Source organism: Massilia sp. BSC265 (genome assembly GCF_000740675.1).
GTDB lineage: Bacteria > Pseudomonadota > Gammaproteobacteria > Burkholderiales > Burkholderiaceae_D > Telluria.
On the sequence record NZ_JPXI01000030.1, the window covers coordinates 37,504 to 53,638 of the forward strand.

15 protein-coding genes are annotated in these 16,135 nt (G+C 67.1%); 8 read left to right on the forward strand and 7 right to left on the reverse strand.

Features of this window, described 5'->3' with window-relative positions; genetic code table 11:
* The first annotated feature begins 309 nt into the window (after nucleotides 1-309).
* The 6 genes from MA09_RS09965 to MA09_RS09990 all read left to right on the forward strand — a co-directional run bounded on the left by MA09_RS09965 (nucleotide 310) and on the right by MA09_RS09990 (nucleotide 7,417).
* Nucleotides 310-1,353, forward strand: a complete 1,044-nt coding sequence (locus MA09_RS09965; RefSeq protein ID WP_036247668.1) for a rod shape-determining protein — start codon at nucleotides 310-312, stop codon at nucleotides 1,351-1,353.
* Nucleotides 1,354-1,474: 121 nt separating this feature from the next.
* Nucleotides 1,475-2,698, forward strand: a complete 1,224-nt coding sequence (mreC, locus tag MA09_RS09970; protein WP_081897531.1) for a rod shape-determining protein MreC — start codon at nucleotides 1,475-1,477, stop codon at nucleotides 2,696-2,698.
* Nucleotides 2,698-3,216 carry a rod shape-determining protein MreD gene (mreD, locus tag MA09_RS09975; RefSeq protein ID WP_036247670.1) on the forward strand — a complete coding sequence of 173 codons (519 nt, stop codon included), beginning with the start codon at nucleotides 2,698-2,700 and terminating at the stop codon, nucleotides 3,214-3,216. The genes mreC and mreD overlap by 1 nt, the downstream gene beginning before the upstream one ends.
* Nucleotides 3,217-3,248: 32 nt before the next feature.
* Nucleotides 3,249-5,264, forward strand: a complete 2,016-nt coding sequence (gene mrdA, locus MA09_RS09980; RefSeq protein WP_036247672.1) for a penicillin-binding protein 2 — start codon at nucleotides 3,249-3,251, stop codon at nucleotides 5,262-5,264.
* A 3-nt stretch (nucleotides 5,265-5,267) separates the two neighbouring features.
* Nucleotides 5,268-6,383, forward strand: coding sequence for a rod shape-determining protein RodA (rodA, locus tag MA09_RS09985; RefSeq protein ID WP_036247675.1), 1,116 nt, complete (start codon nucleotides 5,268-5,270; stop codon nucleotides 6,381-6,383).
* Between the two features lie 17 nt (nucleotides 6,384-6,400).
* The gene (locus MA09_RS09990; protein WP_036247677.1) at nucleotides 6,401-7,417 is read left to right on the forward strand and encodes a septal ring lytic transglycosylase RlpA family protein; all 1,017 of its coding nucleotides are present in this window, start codon (nucleotides 6,401-6,403) and stop codon (nucleotides 7,415-7,417) included.
* Between the two features lie 121 nt (nucleotides 7,418-7,538).
* Here the strand turns inward: MA09_RS09990 and MA09_RS09995 are convergent, their stop codons facing one another.
* From MA09_RS09995 to argS, 7 genes are read right to left on the reverse strand one after another with little or no spacing between them, the layout of a single operon-like run.
* Nucleotides 7,539-8,255 carry an SPOR domain-containing protein gene (locus MA09_RS09995; RefSeq protein ID WP_081897545.1) on the reverse strand — a complete coding sequence of 239 codons (717 nt, stop codon included), beginning with the start codon at nucleotides 8,253-8,255 and terminating at the stop codon, nucleotides 7,539-7,541.
* A 19-nt stretch (nucleotides 8,256-8,274) separates the two neighbouring features.
* The gene (locus tag MA09_RS10000) at nucleotides 8,275-9,000 is read right to left on the reverse strand and encodes a type III pantothenate kinase (protein WP_036247682.1); all 726 of its coding nucleotides are present in this window, start codon (nucleotides 8,998-9,000) and stop codon (nucleotides 8,275-8,277) included.
* A gap of 9 nt (nucleotides 9,001-9,009) precedes the next feature.
* Entirely contained in the window at nucleotides 9,010-9,783 is a 774-nt protein-coding gene (locus tag MA09_RS10005) for a biotin--[acetyl-CoA-carboxylase] ligase (protein WP_036247685.1), read from the reverse strand.
* Nucleotides 9,780-10,586, reverse strand: coding sequence for an SDR family oxidoreductase (locus MA09_RS10010; RefSeq protein WP_036247688.1), 807 nt, complete (start codon nucleotides 10,584-10,586; stop codon nucleotides 9,780-9,782). The genes MA09_RS10005 and MA09_RS10010 overlap by 4 nt, the downstream gene beginning before the upstream one ends.
* A complete protein-coding gene (locus tag MA09_RS10015) occupies nucleotides 10,583-11,260 on the reverse strand; it encodes a thiol:disulfide interchange protein DsbA/DsbL (RefSeq protein WP_051933352.1) in 678 nt (225 codons plus the stop codon). The genes MA09_RS10010 and MA09_RS10015 overlap by 4 nt, the downstream gene beginning before the upstream one ends.
* A gap of 28 nt (nucleotides 11,261-11,288) precedes the next feature.
* Nucleotides 11,289-11,960, reverse strand: a complete 672-nt coding sequence (locus MA09_RS10020) for an SPOR domain-containing protein (RefSeq protein WP_036247691.1) — start codon at nucleotides 11,958-11,960, stop codon at nucleotides 11,289-11,291.
* Nucleotides 11,961-11,980: 20 nt separating this feature from the next.
* Entirely contained in the window at nucleotides 11,981-13,720 is a 1,740-nt protein-coding gene (gene argS / locus MA09_RS10025; protein ID WP_036247692.1) for an arginine--tRNA ligase, read from the reverse strand.
* 231 nt (nucleotides 13,721-13,951) lie between these two features.
* Here argS and rsmB point away from each other — a divergent pair, with 231 nt between their 5' ends.
* Nucleotides 13,952-15,511 (forward strand): 16S rRNA (cytosine(967)-C(5))-methyltransferase RsmB, encoded by a 1,560-nt coding sequence (gene rsmB, locus MA09_RS10030; protein WP_081897532.1) that lies wholly within the window; start codon nucleotides 13,952-13,954, stop codon nucleotides 15,509-15,511.
* A gap of 58 nt (nucleotides 15,512-15,569) precedes the next feature.
* A complete protein-coding gene (locus MA09_RS10035; protein ID WP_036247694.1) occupies nucleotides 15,570-16,133 on the forward strand; it encodes a DUF4390 domain-containing protein in 564 nt (187 codons plus the stop codon).
* Nucleotides 16,134-16,135: the final 2 nt, after the last annotated feature.

Sequence of the window (16,135 nt, forward strand, 5' to 3'; positions counted from 1 at the left end):
CCGCCGCGTGCAAAATGTGGTTGGGCTAATAACGAAAGTTGGCAAGCGGTCAGCGAACGGCGCGCTACGTCCGATAAAACCTTGGAAACACCGTCGATCTCGCTTCGGAAATGGGGGGTAAAACCACCCGTTTTCAGCATTTAATCGACGAATTATAAGGTAGAATGGCGGGCTAATGCGCTGTCGGGCTGAAAGGCTGCCCGCCGCAGGAAAGACCGCGGTGCCGTGGCCCTCATGCCAGGCACGCACGGCGAGAACAATCCCGATCAATCTTTTGACGCGCAGCTGGACCGCGCAATCAGGACACACATGTTTGGTTTTTTACGCAGCTACTTCTCGAATGACCTGGCGATCGACCTCGGTACCGCCAATACCCTGATCTACGTGCGCGGCCTGGGCATCGTGCTGGACGAACCGTCGGTCGTCGCGATCCGCCAGGAAGGCGGACCGAACGGCAAGAAGACGATCCAGGCGGTCGGCAAGGAAGCCAAGCAGATGCTGGGCAAGGTGCCGGGCAACATAGAGGCCATCCGCCCGATGAAGGACGGCGTGATCGCCGACTTCACGGTCACCGAGCAGATGCTGAAGCAGTTCATCCGCATGGTCCACGACTCCAAGTTCTTCCGCCCGTCGCCGCGCATCATCATCTGCGTGCCCTGCGGTTCGACCCAGGTCGAGCGCCGCGCGATCCGCGAATCGGCGCTGGGCGCCGGCGCCTCGCAGGTCTACCTGATCGAAGAGCCGATGGCGGCCGCGATCGGCGCCGGCCTGCCGGTCTCGGACGCGACCGGCTCGATGGTGGTCGACATCGGCGGCGGTACCACCGAAGTCGGCATCATCTCGTTGGGCGGCATGGTCTACAAGGGTTCGGTGCGCGTGGGCGGCGACAAGTTCGACGAGGCCATCGTCAACTACATCCGCCGCAACTACGGCATGCTGATCGGCGAGCAGACCGCCGAAGCCATCAAGAAGGCAATAGGTTCGGCCTTCCCTGGTTCGGAAGTCAAGGAAATGGAAGTCAAGGGCCGCAACCTGTCCGAAGGCATCCCGCGTTCCTTCACCATCTCGTCCAACGAGATCCTGGAAGCCCTGACCGACCCGCTCAACAACATCGTCTCGGCCGTCAAGAACGCGCTGGAACAGGCGCCGCCGGAGCTGGGCGCCGACATCGCCGAGAAGGGCATGATGCTGACCGGCGGCGGCGCGCTGCTGCGCGACCTCGACCGTCTGCTGATGGAAGAGACCGGCCTGCCGGTGCTGGTGGCTGAAGACCCGCTGACCTGCGTGGTGCGTGGCTCTGGCATGGCGCTCGAGCGCATGGACAAGCTGGGCTCGATTTTCTCCTACGAATAAATTCACCGATAACAGCGGCGCGGCCGATGTTGCAGCGGGCAGGGCGTGCGGATCAGTCCGCGCGCGTCTGCCCGCGTTGACATTCGCAGCGCGCGCCGACTAGACAGGACGCCAACAGGGCATGCAATACAGTCCTCCGCCGCTTTTCAAACAGGGTGCCCCCGCACGGGTGAAGGCGATCGTCTTTGCGCTCATCTCGGTGATGCTCCTCGTAGTCGACGCGCGCTACCAGACCCTGGCCTCGGTGCGCCAGGTCGCCGCCACGGTCCTCTATCCGCTGCAGATGGCCGCCCTGTTGCCGCGCGAGGCGCTCGGCAACATGGCCGGCTACTTTTCCTCGATTTCCTCGCTCCAGAAGGAAGTGCACGAGCTCAAGACCCAGCAGCTGGCGCAGGCGCGCCTGCTGCAGCAGGCCCAGCTCCAGATGGCCGAGAACGCGCAGCTGCGCCGCCTGATGGATGCGAAACAGCACCTGCCGGTCCAGGCGCAGATGACCGAGATCCTGTACGACGCGCGCGACCCGTCGACGCGCCGCATCGTGATCGACCGCGGCTCGCGCCACGATGTCGTGCCCGGCCTGCCGGTGATCGACCATGCGGGCGTGGTCGGCCAGGTCACGCGCGTCTACCCGTTCACCTCCGAAGTCACGCTCCTGACCGACAGGGACCAGGCAATCCCGGTCCAGGTGCTGCGCAGCGGCCTGCGCAGCATCGCCTATGGCCGCGGCCAGTCCGGCCTGCTCGACCTGCGCTTCGTGGTGGCCAATGCCGACATCCAGGTCGGCGACGTGCTCGTCACCTCGGGCCTGGACGGCATGTACCCGGCCGGCCTGGCGGTGGCCAAGGTGGTGCAGGTCGAGAGCGTGGCCGGCGGCACCTTCGGCCGCGTGGTCGGCCAGCCGCTGGGCGGCATCGACCGCAACCGCCAGCTCCTGATCATCATGTCGCAGTCGAACCTGCCGCCGAAGCCCCAGGCCGGAGCCAAGCCGGGCGCCACCACCGCGCGCCGCAAGCTGCCGGACATGGCGCCGATTCCCGCTCCGCCACTGGCGCCTTCGCCGCTGCCGCCACAGGGCGTGCCGGCGCAGCCCGCGGCCGGCGCAGGCGTGCCGGCCGCTGCCCCTCCCGCCCAGCAGGCCGGTACGACGCCTGCCACACCGCGCGCCGCCGCGCCGTCCCGCACGCCCGCGGCCCAGCCGCAGGCCGCCACCGTCAACCCGGGCGGCACCCCGGCCGTCACGGCAGGGGGGGGCACGCCGCCGTCCGCGCAAGCGCCGGCGCCTGCCGGCAACGCCGCGGCGACTGCGGTCAACAAACTCAGCCCGGCCACCAGGGAGGGCCAATAATGCCCGGTAACCGTCCGCATTACATCCTGCTGCCCGTCAGCCCGCTGTTCATCACCTTCAGCCTGGTCTGTGCCTTCATGCTCAACCTGCTGCCGATGGGCCGCTGGGTCGGCGCCCCCGACTTCGTCGCGCTGGTGCTCGTGTTCTGGGGCATCCACCAGCCGCGCAAGGTCGGCATCGGCGTCGCCTTCGTCATGGGCCTCCTGATGGACGTGCACGACGCCAGCCTGCTGGGCGAGAACGCGCTCGCCTACACGCTGCTGTCCTACCTTGCCATCATGATCCACCGCCGCGTGCTGTGGTTCCGCCTGGTGACCCAGGCCATGCATGTGTTCCCGCTGCTGCTGCTGGCGCAGGCGGTGCAGGCCTTCGTCCACTTTACTGCCTCGGGCCGCTTCCCCGGCATCCTGCACTTCGCCGAGAGCCTGGTCGCTGTCGCCCTGTGGCCGGTGATTACCTGGCTATTGCTGGCGCCGCAGCGCCGCGCCGTCGACCGCGACCATACCCGGCCGATCTGACCAATCCGACCGCATTTACCGAGTTCTCCGCTGTGACCGAATTCAAGGACAACGACCGCGAGATCCACCTGTTTCGCATGCGCCTCACGGCGCTGGTGGCGCTCGTCTTCATCTGCTTCGGCCTGCTGGTAGCGCGCTTGGTCTGGCTGCAGGTGCTGCGCCACGACCAGTTCGCGCTGCAGGCCGAGGGCAACCGTATCGCGCTGGTGCCCATCGTGCCCAACCGCGGCCTGATCGTGGACCGCAACGGCGTGGTCCTGGCGCGCAACTACTCGGCCTACACGCTCGAGATCACGCCGTCCAAGCTGCAGGCCAACATGGAGTCGGTGATCGACGAGCTGTCCAAGCTGGTCGAGATCGACGCACGCGACCGGCGCCGCTTCAAACGCCTGTTGGAAGAGTCGCGCACGTTCGCCAGTGTGCCGTTGCGTACCCGGCTGACCGACGACGAAGTGGCGCGTTTTACCGCGCAGCGCTTCCGCTTTCCGGGCGTGGAAGTACAGGCGCGCCTGTTCCGCCAGTATCCACTGGGCGAGACCGCCTCGCACGTGATCGGCTACATCGGCCGCATCAACCAGAAGGAGAAGGCCCAGCTCGAAGAGGACGGCCTGAATGCCAACTACAACGGCACCGAGCATATCGGCAAGGAAGGCGTCGAGAAGAAGTACGAGAACTACCTGCACGGCACCACCGGCTACGAAAAGGTCGAGCGTACCGCCGGCGGACGCGCCATCCGCACGCTGTCGCGCACGCCGCCGACGCCGGGCAGCAACCTGATCCTGTCGATCGACATCGAGCTGCAGAAGGTGGTTGAGGAAGCCTTCGGCGAGAACCGCGGCGCGCTGGTGGCGATCGAGCCCTCCACCGGCGACGTGCTGGCCTACGTCTCGCGTCCCGGCTTCGACCCCAACCTGTTCGTCGATGGCATCGACACCCAGAGCTGGAACGAGCTGAACACCTCGCTCGACCGGCCGCTGATGAACCGCGCGCTGTCGGGCACCTATCCGCCGGCTTCGACCTTGAAGCCCTTCATGTCGCTCGCCGCGCTCGAAATGGGTTTTCGCAAGCCCTCGGACGCCATTCGCGATCCCGGCTTCTACATCCTGGGCGGGCACCGCTTCCGCGATGTCAAGCCGGGCGGCCACGGCGTGGTCGACATGTACAGGTCGGTGGTGCAATCCTGCGATACCTATTACTACCAGCTCGGCAACGAGATGGGTATCGATAACATCTCGAATTTCATGAAGCAGTTCGGCTTCGGCGAGCTGACCGGCATCGACCTCGAGCACGAAAAGACCGGCGTGCGCCCGTCCAAGGAATGGAAGGCCAAGCGTTTCGCCAAGAACCCGCGTGCCGGCAAATGGGTTGGCGGCGACACCATCTCGGTTTCGATCGGGCAGGGCTTCAACGACTACACCATGATCCAGCTGGCGCACGCGGTCTCGACCCTGGCCAACAACGGGATCGTGATGAAGCCGCACCTGGTCAAGCTGATCGAGGACGGCGCCACCAAGCAGCGCACCCAGACGGTGCCGAAGGAATCCCGCCGCATCCCGCTCAAGCAGGCGAACATCGACTTCATCAAGCACACCATGGTCGGCGTGACCCAGGAATCCTACGGCACGGGTTTCCGCGCCTTCGCTAATGCCGGCTATGTCTCTGGTGGCAAGACCGGTACCGCCCAGGTGATCGGCCTGAAGGGCGCCAAGTACAATGCCAACGCCATCGACGAGCGCCACCGCGACAACGCGCTCTACATCGGCTTCGCCCCGGCCGACAAGCCGACCATCGCGCTGGCACTGATCGTCGAGAACGTCGGCTCCGGAGGCTCGACCGCGGCGCCAATCGCGCGCAAGACATTTGACTACTACCTGCTGGGCAAGCGTCCGGCGCCGCCGATACCGAAAGAAGGGGCCGGCGTCGCCAAGGCTACCGGCACCGCGGTCGCGACCCCGAAAGCCGCGCAGCCGGCGGTACCCGCTGCCGCACCGATCGTCCACGCGGCAGCTCCGGCGACGCCTGGCGTACCCAGTACTCGAAAGGAATAAGTCATGGCGCACATTCCAGAACGCCGCTCGCTGCGGCGCCGCCTGCGTCCCTATTTCACGGTCTTCGACTGGCCGCTCGGCCTCGTGTTGTTCATCCTGATGATGACCAGCGTGATCACCATGACCTCGGCCGGCGCCGAGTACCCGGACCGCGTCGAGCACCAGATTCGCAATTTCATGTTGTCCTTCGCCGTCATGTGGATCGCGGCCAACGTGCCGCCGCAAACCCTGATGCGGCTCGCCGTGCCGATCTACACGGTCGGGGTGGGGCTGTTGATCGCGGTGGCGATGTTCGGCATTATCAAGAAGGGCGCACGGCGCTGGCTCTACGTGGGCGTCGATATCCAGCCCTCCGAAATCCTGAAGATCGCGACACCGCTGATGCTGGCCTGGTACTTCCAGCAGCGCGCCAATGCCAACACCTGGAAGACCTACGTCATCGCCGCCGTACTCCTCCTGATTCCGTTTACCCTGATCGCCAAGCAGCCGGACCTCGGCACCGGGCTGATGGTGGGCGCCTCGGGCTTCTACGTGATCTTCCTGGCCGGCCTGCCGTGGAAGGCCATCATCGCGCTGGCCGTGTCGGGCGCCGCGGCGCTGCCGATCGCCTGGTCGATGCTGCACGATTACCAGCGCGAGCGGGTGATGACCCTGATCGATCCCACCTCCGACCCGCTGGGCAAGGGCTTCCACATCATCCAGTCCGAGATCGCGATCGGTTCCGGCGGCATGTTCGGCAAGGGCTACCTGCAGGGCACGCAGGGCGCTCTGGAATTCGTCCCCGAGCAGACCACGGACTTCGTGTTCGCCGTGTATTCGGAAGAGTTCGGCTTGGTCGGCAACCTGTTCCTGCTGTTCGTCTACCTGCTCCTGATCGGGCGCGGGCTGATGATTGCGGCCAATGCTCCGAATACATTCTCGCGCCTGCTGGCCGGCGCGATCACGATGATGTTCTTCACTTATGCTTTCGTCAACATGGGCATGGTGATCGGTATCCTGCCCGTCGTCGGCGTTCCCTTGCCTTTCATGAGCTATGGCGGAACAGCCTTCATTACGCTCGGCCTCGGCGCTGGTATATTGATGAGTATTCAAAGACATCGTAAACTAGTGCAGACGTAATTTAATAGGGACCGTGCATGGCCGTTCCAAGAAAACAACTTGCTGCGGTCATCACCCTGGCATTGCTCGCAACGCAACTGACGGGCTGCGGCACCACCGATTCCGGTGAACGTAAAAGCCTGATTCCGCTGCCGTGGAAGCATCCCGCGGCGAAACACACGGATGTGCCCAAGCTGCCGCCCGCCAATTCCGGGCGCGGCGGCTACTACAAGGACGACGGCCCCGGCCTCAATCCGCCGCCGGGCCTGATGGACCTGCCCGATGCGGTGGTCAAGGACGAACCCTATTCGCGCTGGGCCAACCGTCCTTACTCGGTATTCGGCCAGACCTATACCCCGATCCTGCACCGGGATCCCTTCGTGCAACGTGGTGTCGCCAGCTGGTACGGCGTGAAGTTCCACGGCCAGAAGACCTCATCTGGCGAGCTCTATGACATGTACAAGATGACGGCGGCGCACCCGACGCTGCCGATTCCTTCCTACGCCCGCATCACCAGCGTCGAGACCGGCAAATCGGTCGTGGTGCGCATCAACGACCGCGGTCCCTTTCACGCCAGCCGCATTGTCGACGTCTCGTACACGGCGGCGCTGAAGCTCGGCCTGCTGGGCAGGGGCAGCCATGAGGTGGAGGTCGAGCGCCTGTTCCCCGATGATCCAATCCGGATGGCGTCCGAGCGCCGCAGCGCCACCTCGGAAGCGCAGTCGGCCCCGCCGGAAATCGCTGCGTTGATGCTGGAAGACCGCGTGCGGACCGATAGCGCGGCGGTGGCCGAGGTGTCCAATGTGGTCGCCAAGCTGGTCCCGCGAGGCAGTTTCTACGTCCAGCTCGGCGCCTACGGCCGTTCCGGCACCGCCGAAGCCATGAGCGAAAAGCTGATCGGTGCCGGTGTCGAAGTCGGCAAGCTGGAAGTGGTCAAGGTGGGATCGGTGAATCGCTTGTACGGCGGCCCCTTCGCCAGCCGCGAGGATGCGGCTGCGGCGGCACGTGCAGTGCCGTCTTCGTTCGGGCTGAAGCCGATCGTCGTCAAGCGCTGAGCTCACTCAACGGGTGTTGGTACGGGGGGCGGGGCGTCCCGGCTCCGCGGTCGACGGCCGCCAGCAGATTCGCGGCTGAATGATTTGCGGGTATCGCCGCGTGGCCGGAAATCCGCCTACCTTACGGGCAAGGCCGCACGTGCACCCCGGCGAAATCGTCGGCGATGCCCGCCACCCGTGCACGCTCGTCCGGCGTCAAATCGCGGAACTGCCATGCCGCGCGCGTGCCTTGCGGCCCGCGCGGCAGCACCCGCACGTCGCGTACGCCCTGTTTGCCCAGCGCTGCCACCAGGCTCTGCGCGGCGGCCTCGGTCTTGAACACGCCCAGCGACACCGCCCACTTGAGCGGCGATTCGCCCTGCATCACGAAGAAGTTCTCGACGCCGCGTTCCTTCAGTTCGGCCACGCGGCGGTCGGCGCCTTCCTTGCCGCCGTTGGGCGGCAGGTAGACGAGGTGGCTGGTGACTTCCTGGAAGGGCACGCTGGTGCGGGACACACGCCCGCCCAGGCCCAGGCGGGCGATGCGCGTCTCGAAGCGGCGCGCGTCGGCGACCGTGAACGCGCCGGCCTGGGTGCAGGCGATGGTCGCAACCGCCGGCGCAGGCGCCTGCGCAGGTGCGGGCTCGGGTGCGGCAGGTTCCGGTGCGGCCGGGGGCGCGGCCGTCTCGGCGGCTGCCCTTGCTTCGGCCGCGGTGAGCATCACCATGCGCTCGACGGCCAGCTGGTTCTTCAGGCGCTGCGGTTCGCGCTCGCCGCCCTCGAGCCTGCCGAGGTAGCCTTGGCCGTAGGCCAGCAGCAGGGCGTTCAGCGCCAGCAGTGCCCAGAATACGAATTTCACCAAGTGTGCTCCTCCATCCTCAGGCGGCCGCCGCGTGCAGGCCGACCAGCACGATGTTATCGACCACCCGATGCGGGAACTTGAGGACCGGCGCGATATAGGGCGCCGCGCCGCCGGAGACGATGCATGCCGTGGCGCCGTGCGCCGTACAGGCGCGCTCGATGGCGCCGGCCTGCGCCGACAGGACGCCGGAGACGATGGCGTCGTCGGTGTTGTCGCCGAAGACCGGAGGAGGCGCTGCTCCCGGCGCCACCTGGGGCAGCTGGGCCGTATTGCGGGCCAGCGAGCCGGCCATCAGGGCCAGGCCCGGCAGGATCATGCCGCCGATGAAACGCCCGTCCGCCGTGACGGCGTCCACCGTGGTCGCGGTGCCGCAGGTTGCCACGACCACGTCCTGTCCGGGCGCCAGCGCGCGGGCGCCGATGGCGGCGGCGAAGCGGTCGCAGCCCAGCTGGCCGGGGGTGCGGTAGCCGTTCTGCAGGCCTGCGCGCGCCTCCGTGGAGGCGAACCATTCGACGGCAATCCCGGCCGGCAGCGCCTGGGCGATGCGCTCGCGCAGGGCGGCACCGGCGACGTTGGAGACGATGGCGCGCGCCACGCAGGCCCGGCGCCAGGCATCGGCCGCCCCATCGAGCCCGGCGTGCGAGACCGCATCGGCCTGCGTCCAGGCGCCCAGCGCAGCGCCCGGCGCAGCGGTCGCCCATTTGATGCGGGTATTGCCCGCGTCGATCAGCAGCAGATTCATTCTCTTGTCTCACTCACCGAGCCGCAATGACACGTCACCGGCCAGCACCGTAGTGCGTCCCTCGGCCGTGTCGAGCAGCAGCCTGCCTGAGTCGTCGACGCCCGCCGCCAGGCCTTCCTGCAGCACCTGACCGTCGTCGAGGATGACGACCGGGCGGCCCTGCCAGGCATGGCGCAGGTTCCAGCGTGCGCTGAAGGCGGCAAAACCCTGCTGCGCGAACAGGCGCAGCGCGTCGGCCAGCGCGTCGAGCAGGGCGGCCATCAGGACGTCGCGCTCCATGCGCGCCAGCCAGGGCGCGCCGGCGGCGCTGCGGCCGAGGAGCGCTTCCACCTCGTCCGGCATGATCAGGTTCAGGCCGATGCCGATCACGGCCCAGGTGCCGCCGCCGCTGTCGACCGAGGCGGACTGGGTCTCGATCAGGATCCCGGCAAGCTTGTCGCCGTCCTTGAGCACGTCGTTCGGCCACTTGAGCTGGACTTGCACGCCCAGTTGGCCCAGCGCGTCGCCGAGCGCCACCCCGACCGCCAGCGGCAGGCCGCTGAGCTGCTGCAGGCCACCGTCGAACTTCCAGGCCAGCGAAAAGGTGAGCGAATTCCCGGCGGAGGAAAGCCAGCTGCGGCCTGCGCGGCCGCGCCCGGCGGTCTGGTGCTCGGCGACCAGCAGTACCGGTTGCGTCAGCTGTGCGGCGCGCGCCAGCAGGTCGGCGTTGGTCGAGCCGGTCTCGGGCACGACCTCCACGGCGACGCCGGCCCGGGACAGCGAGGCGATACGGTCCGCGTTCATGCTTGCCCCCGCGGTTCATCGATCCTGTGTTTTGTCGGAGCGCGCGAGAACGCAAGATCGAACAAGGCATTCGGCAGCAGGCGCAGCAGCTTGGCCACGACGCCCATCTGCCAGGGCAGCACGCGGTAGCTGGCGCCGCGCGCGATCACGTCGGCTGCCTGCGCCGCGAAGCGCTCGACAGGCATCAGGAAAGGCATGGGAAAACGGTTGTTGCGGGTCATGGGTGTATCGATATAGCCGGGGGCGATGGTCACCACCTTGATGCCGGAAGCACGCAGTTCCAGGCGCAGCGATTCGCAGTAGCTGTGCACGGCGGCCTTGGAGGCGCAGTAGGCGCCGGCGCCGCGCATGCCGCGGATGCCCGCCACGCTGCCGATCCCGACCAGGCGGCGCGGGCCCTGCCGGGCTTTCATGCCGGCGATGAAGGGCGCGAACGTGGAGATGGTGGCGCCGACATTGGTGGCGAACACGGCGTCGAACACCGGCAGGTCGCCGGGGCGCTCGGTAAGGGTGCCGTGCGAGATGCCGGCGCAGGCGATCACGATGTCGGCGCCGCCGTTTGCCGCGATGAAGTCGGCCGCTGCGCCGGCCACCGCCTCGCGGTCGGTGACGTCCACTGCGTAGATGCGGTGGCGTCCGGGATGGGGGAGACTGGCCTGGAGCTCTTCCAATACAGTGCGGCGCCGCGCCAGCAGGCCGAGTGAGGCGCCGCGCGCCGCGTATTCGCGCGCCAGCGCTGCGCCGATACCGCTCGAGGCGCCGGTGATGAACACCCGGTCCGCGCGGGCCGGCCCTACGGTCATTTCTTGTCCGCTTTCGCCCGCGCGACCAGCTTGTCCATCACCTGGAGGGTGCCCTGCAGCGCCTCGTTGCCGCTGACGTTGCCGGATTCGCCGATCATGCCGGGCGAGGTCAGGAAGCGGCCGTCGACCGCGATCATTGGCCAGTGGGTGATGCGGTAGGCTTCCATCATCGCCTGGGCACGGCGCACCTTGGCCTGCACGCCGAAGGAGCGGTAGGCGTCGATGAATTTCGCGCGGTCGATGCCGGCGCGGCTGGCCCAGTCGAACACCTGCTCGTCCTGGGCGAAGGACACGCGGTCGACGTGGTAGGCGTTGAACACCTTGCCGTGGAACTGCTCGAGCAGGCCGAGCGATTCAAGCGTGAAGAACAGGCGCTGCTGCGCCTGAACCTGTGGTCCGCGCGGCACGTGCACGCGCCGGAACACGATGTTGTCGCCCTGCTTCTTCACCCACTCAGCCAGGTGCGGCTCGAAGGCGTAGCAGTGCGGGCAGTAATAGGCGAAGAACTCGATCACCTCGACCTTGCCGCCGCTGTCGGTCGGCTGCGCTTCCGGCAGGACCTGATACTCGGCGCCTTCCTTCGGTGCTGCGGGCGAGGCTGCGGCAGTACCGGTCACCAGCGCGGGGGCGGCAAGCATGGCGGCGGAGCAGATCAGGCGGCGAAGCGGGTTCATGCGGTTCCTTCAGTGCGATGGGAACGGGTTAGCGCTGGTTGCGGACGATGGCGACGTCGATGCCGCTGTCGAGCAGCTTGGCGCGCGCCTTGTTCATGGCTTCCGGGCCGCTGTACGGGCCGACGCGCACGCGGTGCAGCACGCCGCTGTCGGTGCTGCGGTCGGTGATCGCGGCTTCGAAGCCGAGCAGGGCCAGCTTGGCGCGGGTGTTCTCGGCATCGGACATCTCGCGGAAGGCGCCGGCTTGCAGGTAGTAGATGTAGCCGTCGCTGCCGGCGGCCGGTGCTGCTGCAGTGGCTGCCGGGGCAGGGGCGGGCGCGGTGGACGGAGCGGCCGGCGCCACGGCACCCTGCATGCCTGCGATGGCCTGGCCCAGCGGGTCGGCATCTGCCGCTGCCGGTGCCGGTGCGGGCGCTGCTGCCGGCGCCGGCCGGCTGGCGCGCTCGGCGATTTCGCGGTTCGCTTCGCGTGCGGCGTCGCGTTTGCCGTACAGCGGCTTGTTCGGATCGCTTGCCTGGCTCGGCTCGAGGTCGGCCGGACGGCCCATCTTGTTGGAGCGGTCGGTGAAGGGCGACTGGCCCTTGGTGATCACGAGCGCGACCGCCACCGCGATCCCCAGGCCGATGATCAGGCCGATGATGATGCCGGTCAGGGTGCTGCCGCGCTGGCGCAGCGGTGAGAAGGTACGGATGGCGGTCATGTTGCGCTGGGTATGGAGGGTTACTCTTGGGCTTCGGTCGGGGCGCGTTCCATCTTGCTTGGTGCCGACACGCCGATCAGGGCCAGGCCGTTGCGCAACACTTGGCGGGTAGCAAGGGCCAGGGCGAGACGCGCCAGCTTCAGCGGCTCGTTGTCGTCGAGCAGCCACTTGTGTGCGAAGTAGTAACTATGCAGCTCGCCGGCCAGTTCGCGCAGGTAGAAGGCGACGTGGTGCGGGCTCAGTTCCAGCTTGGCGCGCTCCAGCATTTCCGGATAGGCAGCCAGCTTCGCCAGCAGGCTTGCTTCGTGTGCCGTGTCGAGCAGCGACAGGTCGGCCTGCGCCAGTTGGGCTTCATCTCCGCCCCAGTTGGCGAGCGCCGAGCAGATGCGGGCATGGGCGTACTGCACGTAGTACACCGGGTTCTCGTCCGAGGTCTTGAGCGCGACGTCGACGTCGAACACGAATTCGGTGTCGGCCTTGCGCGAGATGAGGAAGAAGCGCACGGCGTCGCGACCGCGGGTGACGTCGCCGTTGCCCGACCATTCGATCAGGTCGCGCACGGTGACGTAGGAGCCGGCGCGCTTGGAGATCTTGACCTCTTCGCCGTTCTTCATCACGGTGACCATCTTGTGCAGCACGTAGTCGGGATAGCCCTGCGGGATGCCGATGTCCACCGCCTGCAAACCGGCGCGCACGCGCGCAATGGTGCCGTGGTGGTCGCTGCCTTGCACGTTGATGGCCTGGTCGAAACCGCGGCGGAATTTCTGGATGTGGTAGGCCACATCCGGCACGAAGTAGGTATAGGTGCCGTCGGACTTGCGCATCACGCGGTCCTTGTCGTCGCCGTAGTCAGTGGTCTTGAGCCACAGCGCGCCTTCCTGCTCGTACGTTTTTCCTGCATCCACGAGCGCCTGCACGGCCGCTTCCACCTTGCCGTCCGCGTAGAGCGAGGACTCGAGGTAGTAGTTGTCGAACTTGACGCCGAAGGCCTGCAGGTCCTGGTCCTGCTCGTTGCGCAGGTAGGTCACGGCGAAGCGGCGGATCGATTCGATGTCGTTCACGTCACCCGAGGCGGTGGCCGGCTCGCCATCGCTGGCCGCGACGGTTTTCCTGGCCAGGAAGTCGCTAGCGATGTCGGCGATGTAGTCGCCGTTGTAGGCCGACTCGGGCCATTCGGCATCGCCCGGCTTGAAGCCGCGCGCACGTGCCTGCACCGAGGTGGCGAGGGTGGCGATCTGGACACCGGCATCGTTGTAATAGAACTCGCGGGTCACCTGGTGGCCCTGCGATTCGAACAGGGACGAGAGCGCATCGCCGAGCGCGGCCTGGCGGCCGTGGCCGACGTGCAGCGGGCCGGTCGGGTTGGCCGAGACGAATTCGATGATCGCGTGGTGGCCATGGCCCGAAGTGCCGCGCCCGAACGCATCGCCTTGCTCCAGCACCGTCTTGACGACCGCCTGCTTGGCCTTGGGGGCCACGCGCAGGTTGATGAAGCCGGGGCCGGCAACGTCGGCCGATTCGACCAGGCCGGCAGCGCCAGGCTCGGCGAGCAGGGCGGCGACCAGGCGGGTAGCCAGCTCGCGCGGGTTGGTCTTGAGCGGCTTGGCCAGCTGCATCGCGATGTTGCAGGCGATGTCGCCGTGGCTCGGGTCGCGCGGACGCTCAAGGACGACGTTCGGGGTGAGATCGGTGCCGGCGACGATCGGCGCAAGGGCGGCCTGGAACAGGGCAACGATTTGTTGTTTTTGTTGGGCGAGCATGGGATGTCGGTCTGATAAAAATGGCGGGCCTGCGGGCAGGCAAACAGCAATCATTATACTGGTTTGGCGCAGCACGCAATATGTTCACCTCGGCAAGTTGCCGTGTTTTGCGCGTATCCGGCTCATGCGTTGCTGATGCGCTGCTGATGCACCGCTCATGCATTGCTTAAGCGGTACCAAAGCCTAAGCCGTTACAATGAGGGCCTTTTTCGACCGTATATTGACCTCGCCATGACCGACAAGCGCCCGACGCTCACCCTGAAACCCAAAGCCAAGCCGGCGCGTTCCCCTGCGCCGCGGGGCGGGGCGCAACCGGCTGCCAAGCCGAGCCAGGAGCGTGGCGCGCCAGCGGGTTCGAAACCGACGTACCGCCCTTCGCCCGAGCGCGAGGCGGCCGTCGCCCGCCGCGAGCGGCCCGAGCACGCCGCACCGCGCGGCACGGCGGGTTTGCGCCCGAGCCATGAAGTCAAGGTGGCGCCGCAGCGCGACTACCGACCTGACCTGAAGGCGGATTCCCTGGCCCTGGCCCTGCTGGGCGCGGCCAATGCCGTGGCGCGCGTGCGCGGGGGCACCGCGCTGCCGCAGGCGCTTGCCGCCGTGTTTACGGCCTACGAGGTGACCCCGCAAGCCCGCGGCGCGATCCAGGACATCGCCTACCGCAGCATGCGCCAGCTGGGCCGCAGCGAAACCCTGCTGGGCATGATGACGACGAAGGCGCCCGAGCCGCCGATGCTGGGCGGCCTCCTGTGCGCCGCGCTGGCCCTGCTCGACCCGCCGCCGGGCGCGAGTGCGCCCTACGAAGCCTTCACCGTGGTGGACCAGGCCGTGGGGGCCGCCGCCAGCCATCCGGACTTTGCCCACGCCAAGGCCATGGTCAACGCCGTGCTGCGCCGCTTCCTGCGCGAGCGCGAGGCCCTGGTGGCGGAAGCGCTGAAGCAGCCGCTGGCGCGCTGGAACTATCCGCAATGGTGGATCGACAGTACCCGTGCCGCATACCCGTCCGAGTGGGAACGCATCCTCGCGGCCGGCAACGTGCATCCGCCGCTGACCCTGCGCGTGAACCGCCGCCGTCTCGACGTCGAGACCTACCTGAAGACGCTGGCGGATGCCGGTATCGAGGCGGCGCAGGTGGGCTTGAGCGCCGTGCGCCTGGCGCAGGCTGTCAACGTCAGCCACATCCCGGGCTTCCACGAGGGCGTGGTGTCGGTCCAGGACGCCGGCGCCCAGCTGGCCGCGCCGCTGCTCGACCTGCATGATGGGATGCGCGTGCTGGACGCCTGCGCGGCGCCGGGCGGCAAGAGCGGACACATCCTCGAGACCGCCGACGTCGACCTGACCGCGGTCGATGCCGATCCGCAGCGCCTGGCGCGCATCAAGGACAACCTGGGCCGCCTGGGCCTGGGTGCGAAGCTGGTTGCGGCCGAGGCCCAGACTTCGGACTGGTGGGATGGCCGTCCCTTCGACCGCATCCTGGCCGATGTGCCGTGCACGGCCTCGGGCATCGTGCGCCGCCACCCGGACATCCGCTGGCTGCGCCGCAAGTCCGACACGCTCCAACTTGCAACACTTTCCACGAAAATACTCGACAATCTTTGGCAGATGCTCCTGCCCAATGGTAAATTGCTGTTCGTGACATGTTCGCTCTGGCCCCAGGAATCGGAGGCGCAGGCTGCCGCGTTCGCGGCGCGCCACGACGCCCTCCGCCTCGACGCGCCGGGCCAGCTGCTGCCAGCCAGCGGTGCCGGGCAGGATCATGACGGCTTGTTCTATGCGCTATTCCAAAAAAAATAAATGGCGCGATGATCCATTAGACAACCTCGGCTTTCAATTTTTAGGCTCCGGCGTACCTGTGACCTTACGTTTTCTTTGCCTCCTCGCTTGCCAGCTGCTGCTGGTCTTCGCGTGCACGCAGGCACGGGCGGCCGAGGTCATCGACATCACCAAGGTCGAAATCCAGGCCAGCGAAGACGGCTACCGCCTGAACACCGCGTTTGCCTTCGACCTGAACCACGAACTGCAGGACGCGCTCCAGCACGGCATCAAGCTGCACTTCACCACCGAGATCGAGATGACGCGCCCGCGCTGGTGGTGGCGCGACGAGAAGGCGGTGCTCTCCAGGCGCACCATCGGCATCTCCTACGACATGCTCACGCGCCAGTACATCGTCACCACCGGCGGCAGCGTACCGCAGCCCTTCAATACCCTCGACGACGCCCTGTCGCTGATCCGGCGCCCGGCGCGCTGGCTGATCGCACCCAGGGACGCCCTCAAGAAGGGCGAGGTCTACAACGTGTCGGTGCGCATGTTCATGGACCGCGACTTCCTGAACAAGCCTTTGCAGGTGAACGCCATCAATGACTCAAGCTGGCGCCTGAGCACCAACCGGAAGACCTTCACCTACCGTGCGGAGTAACG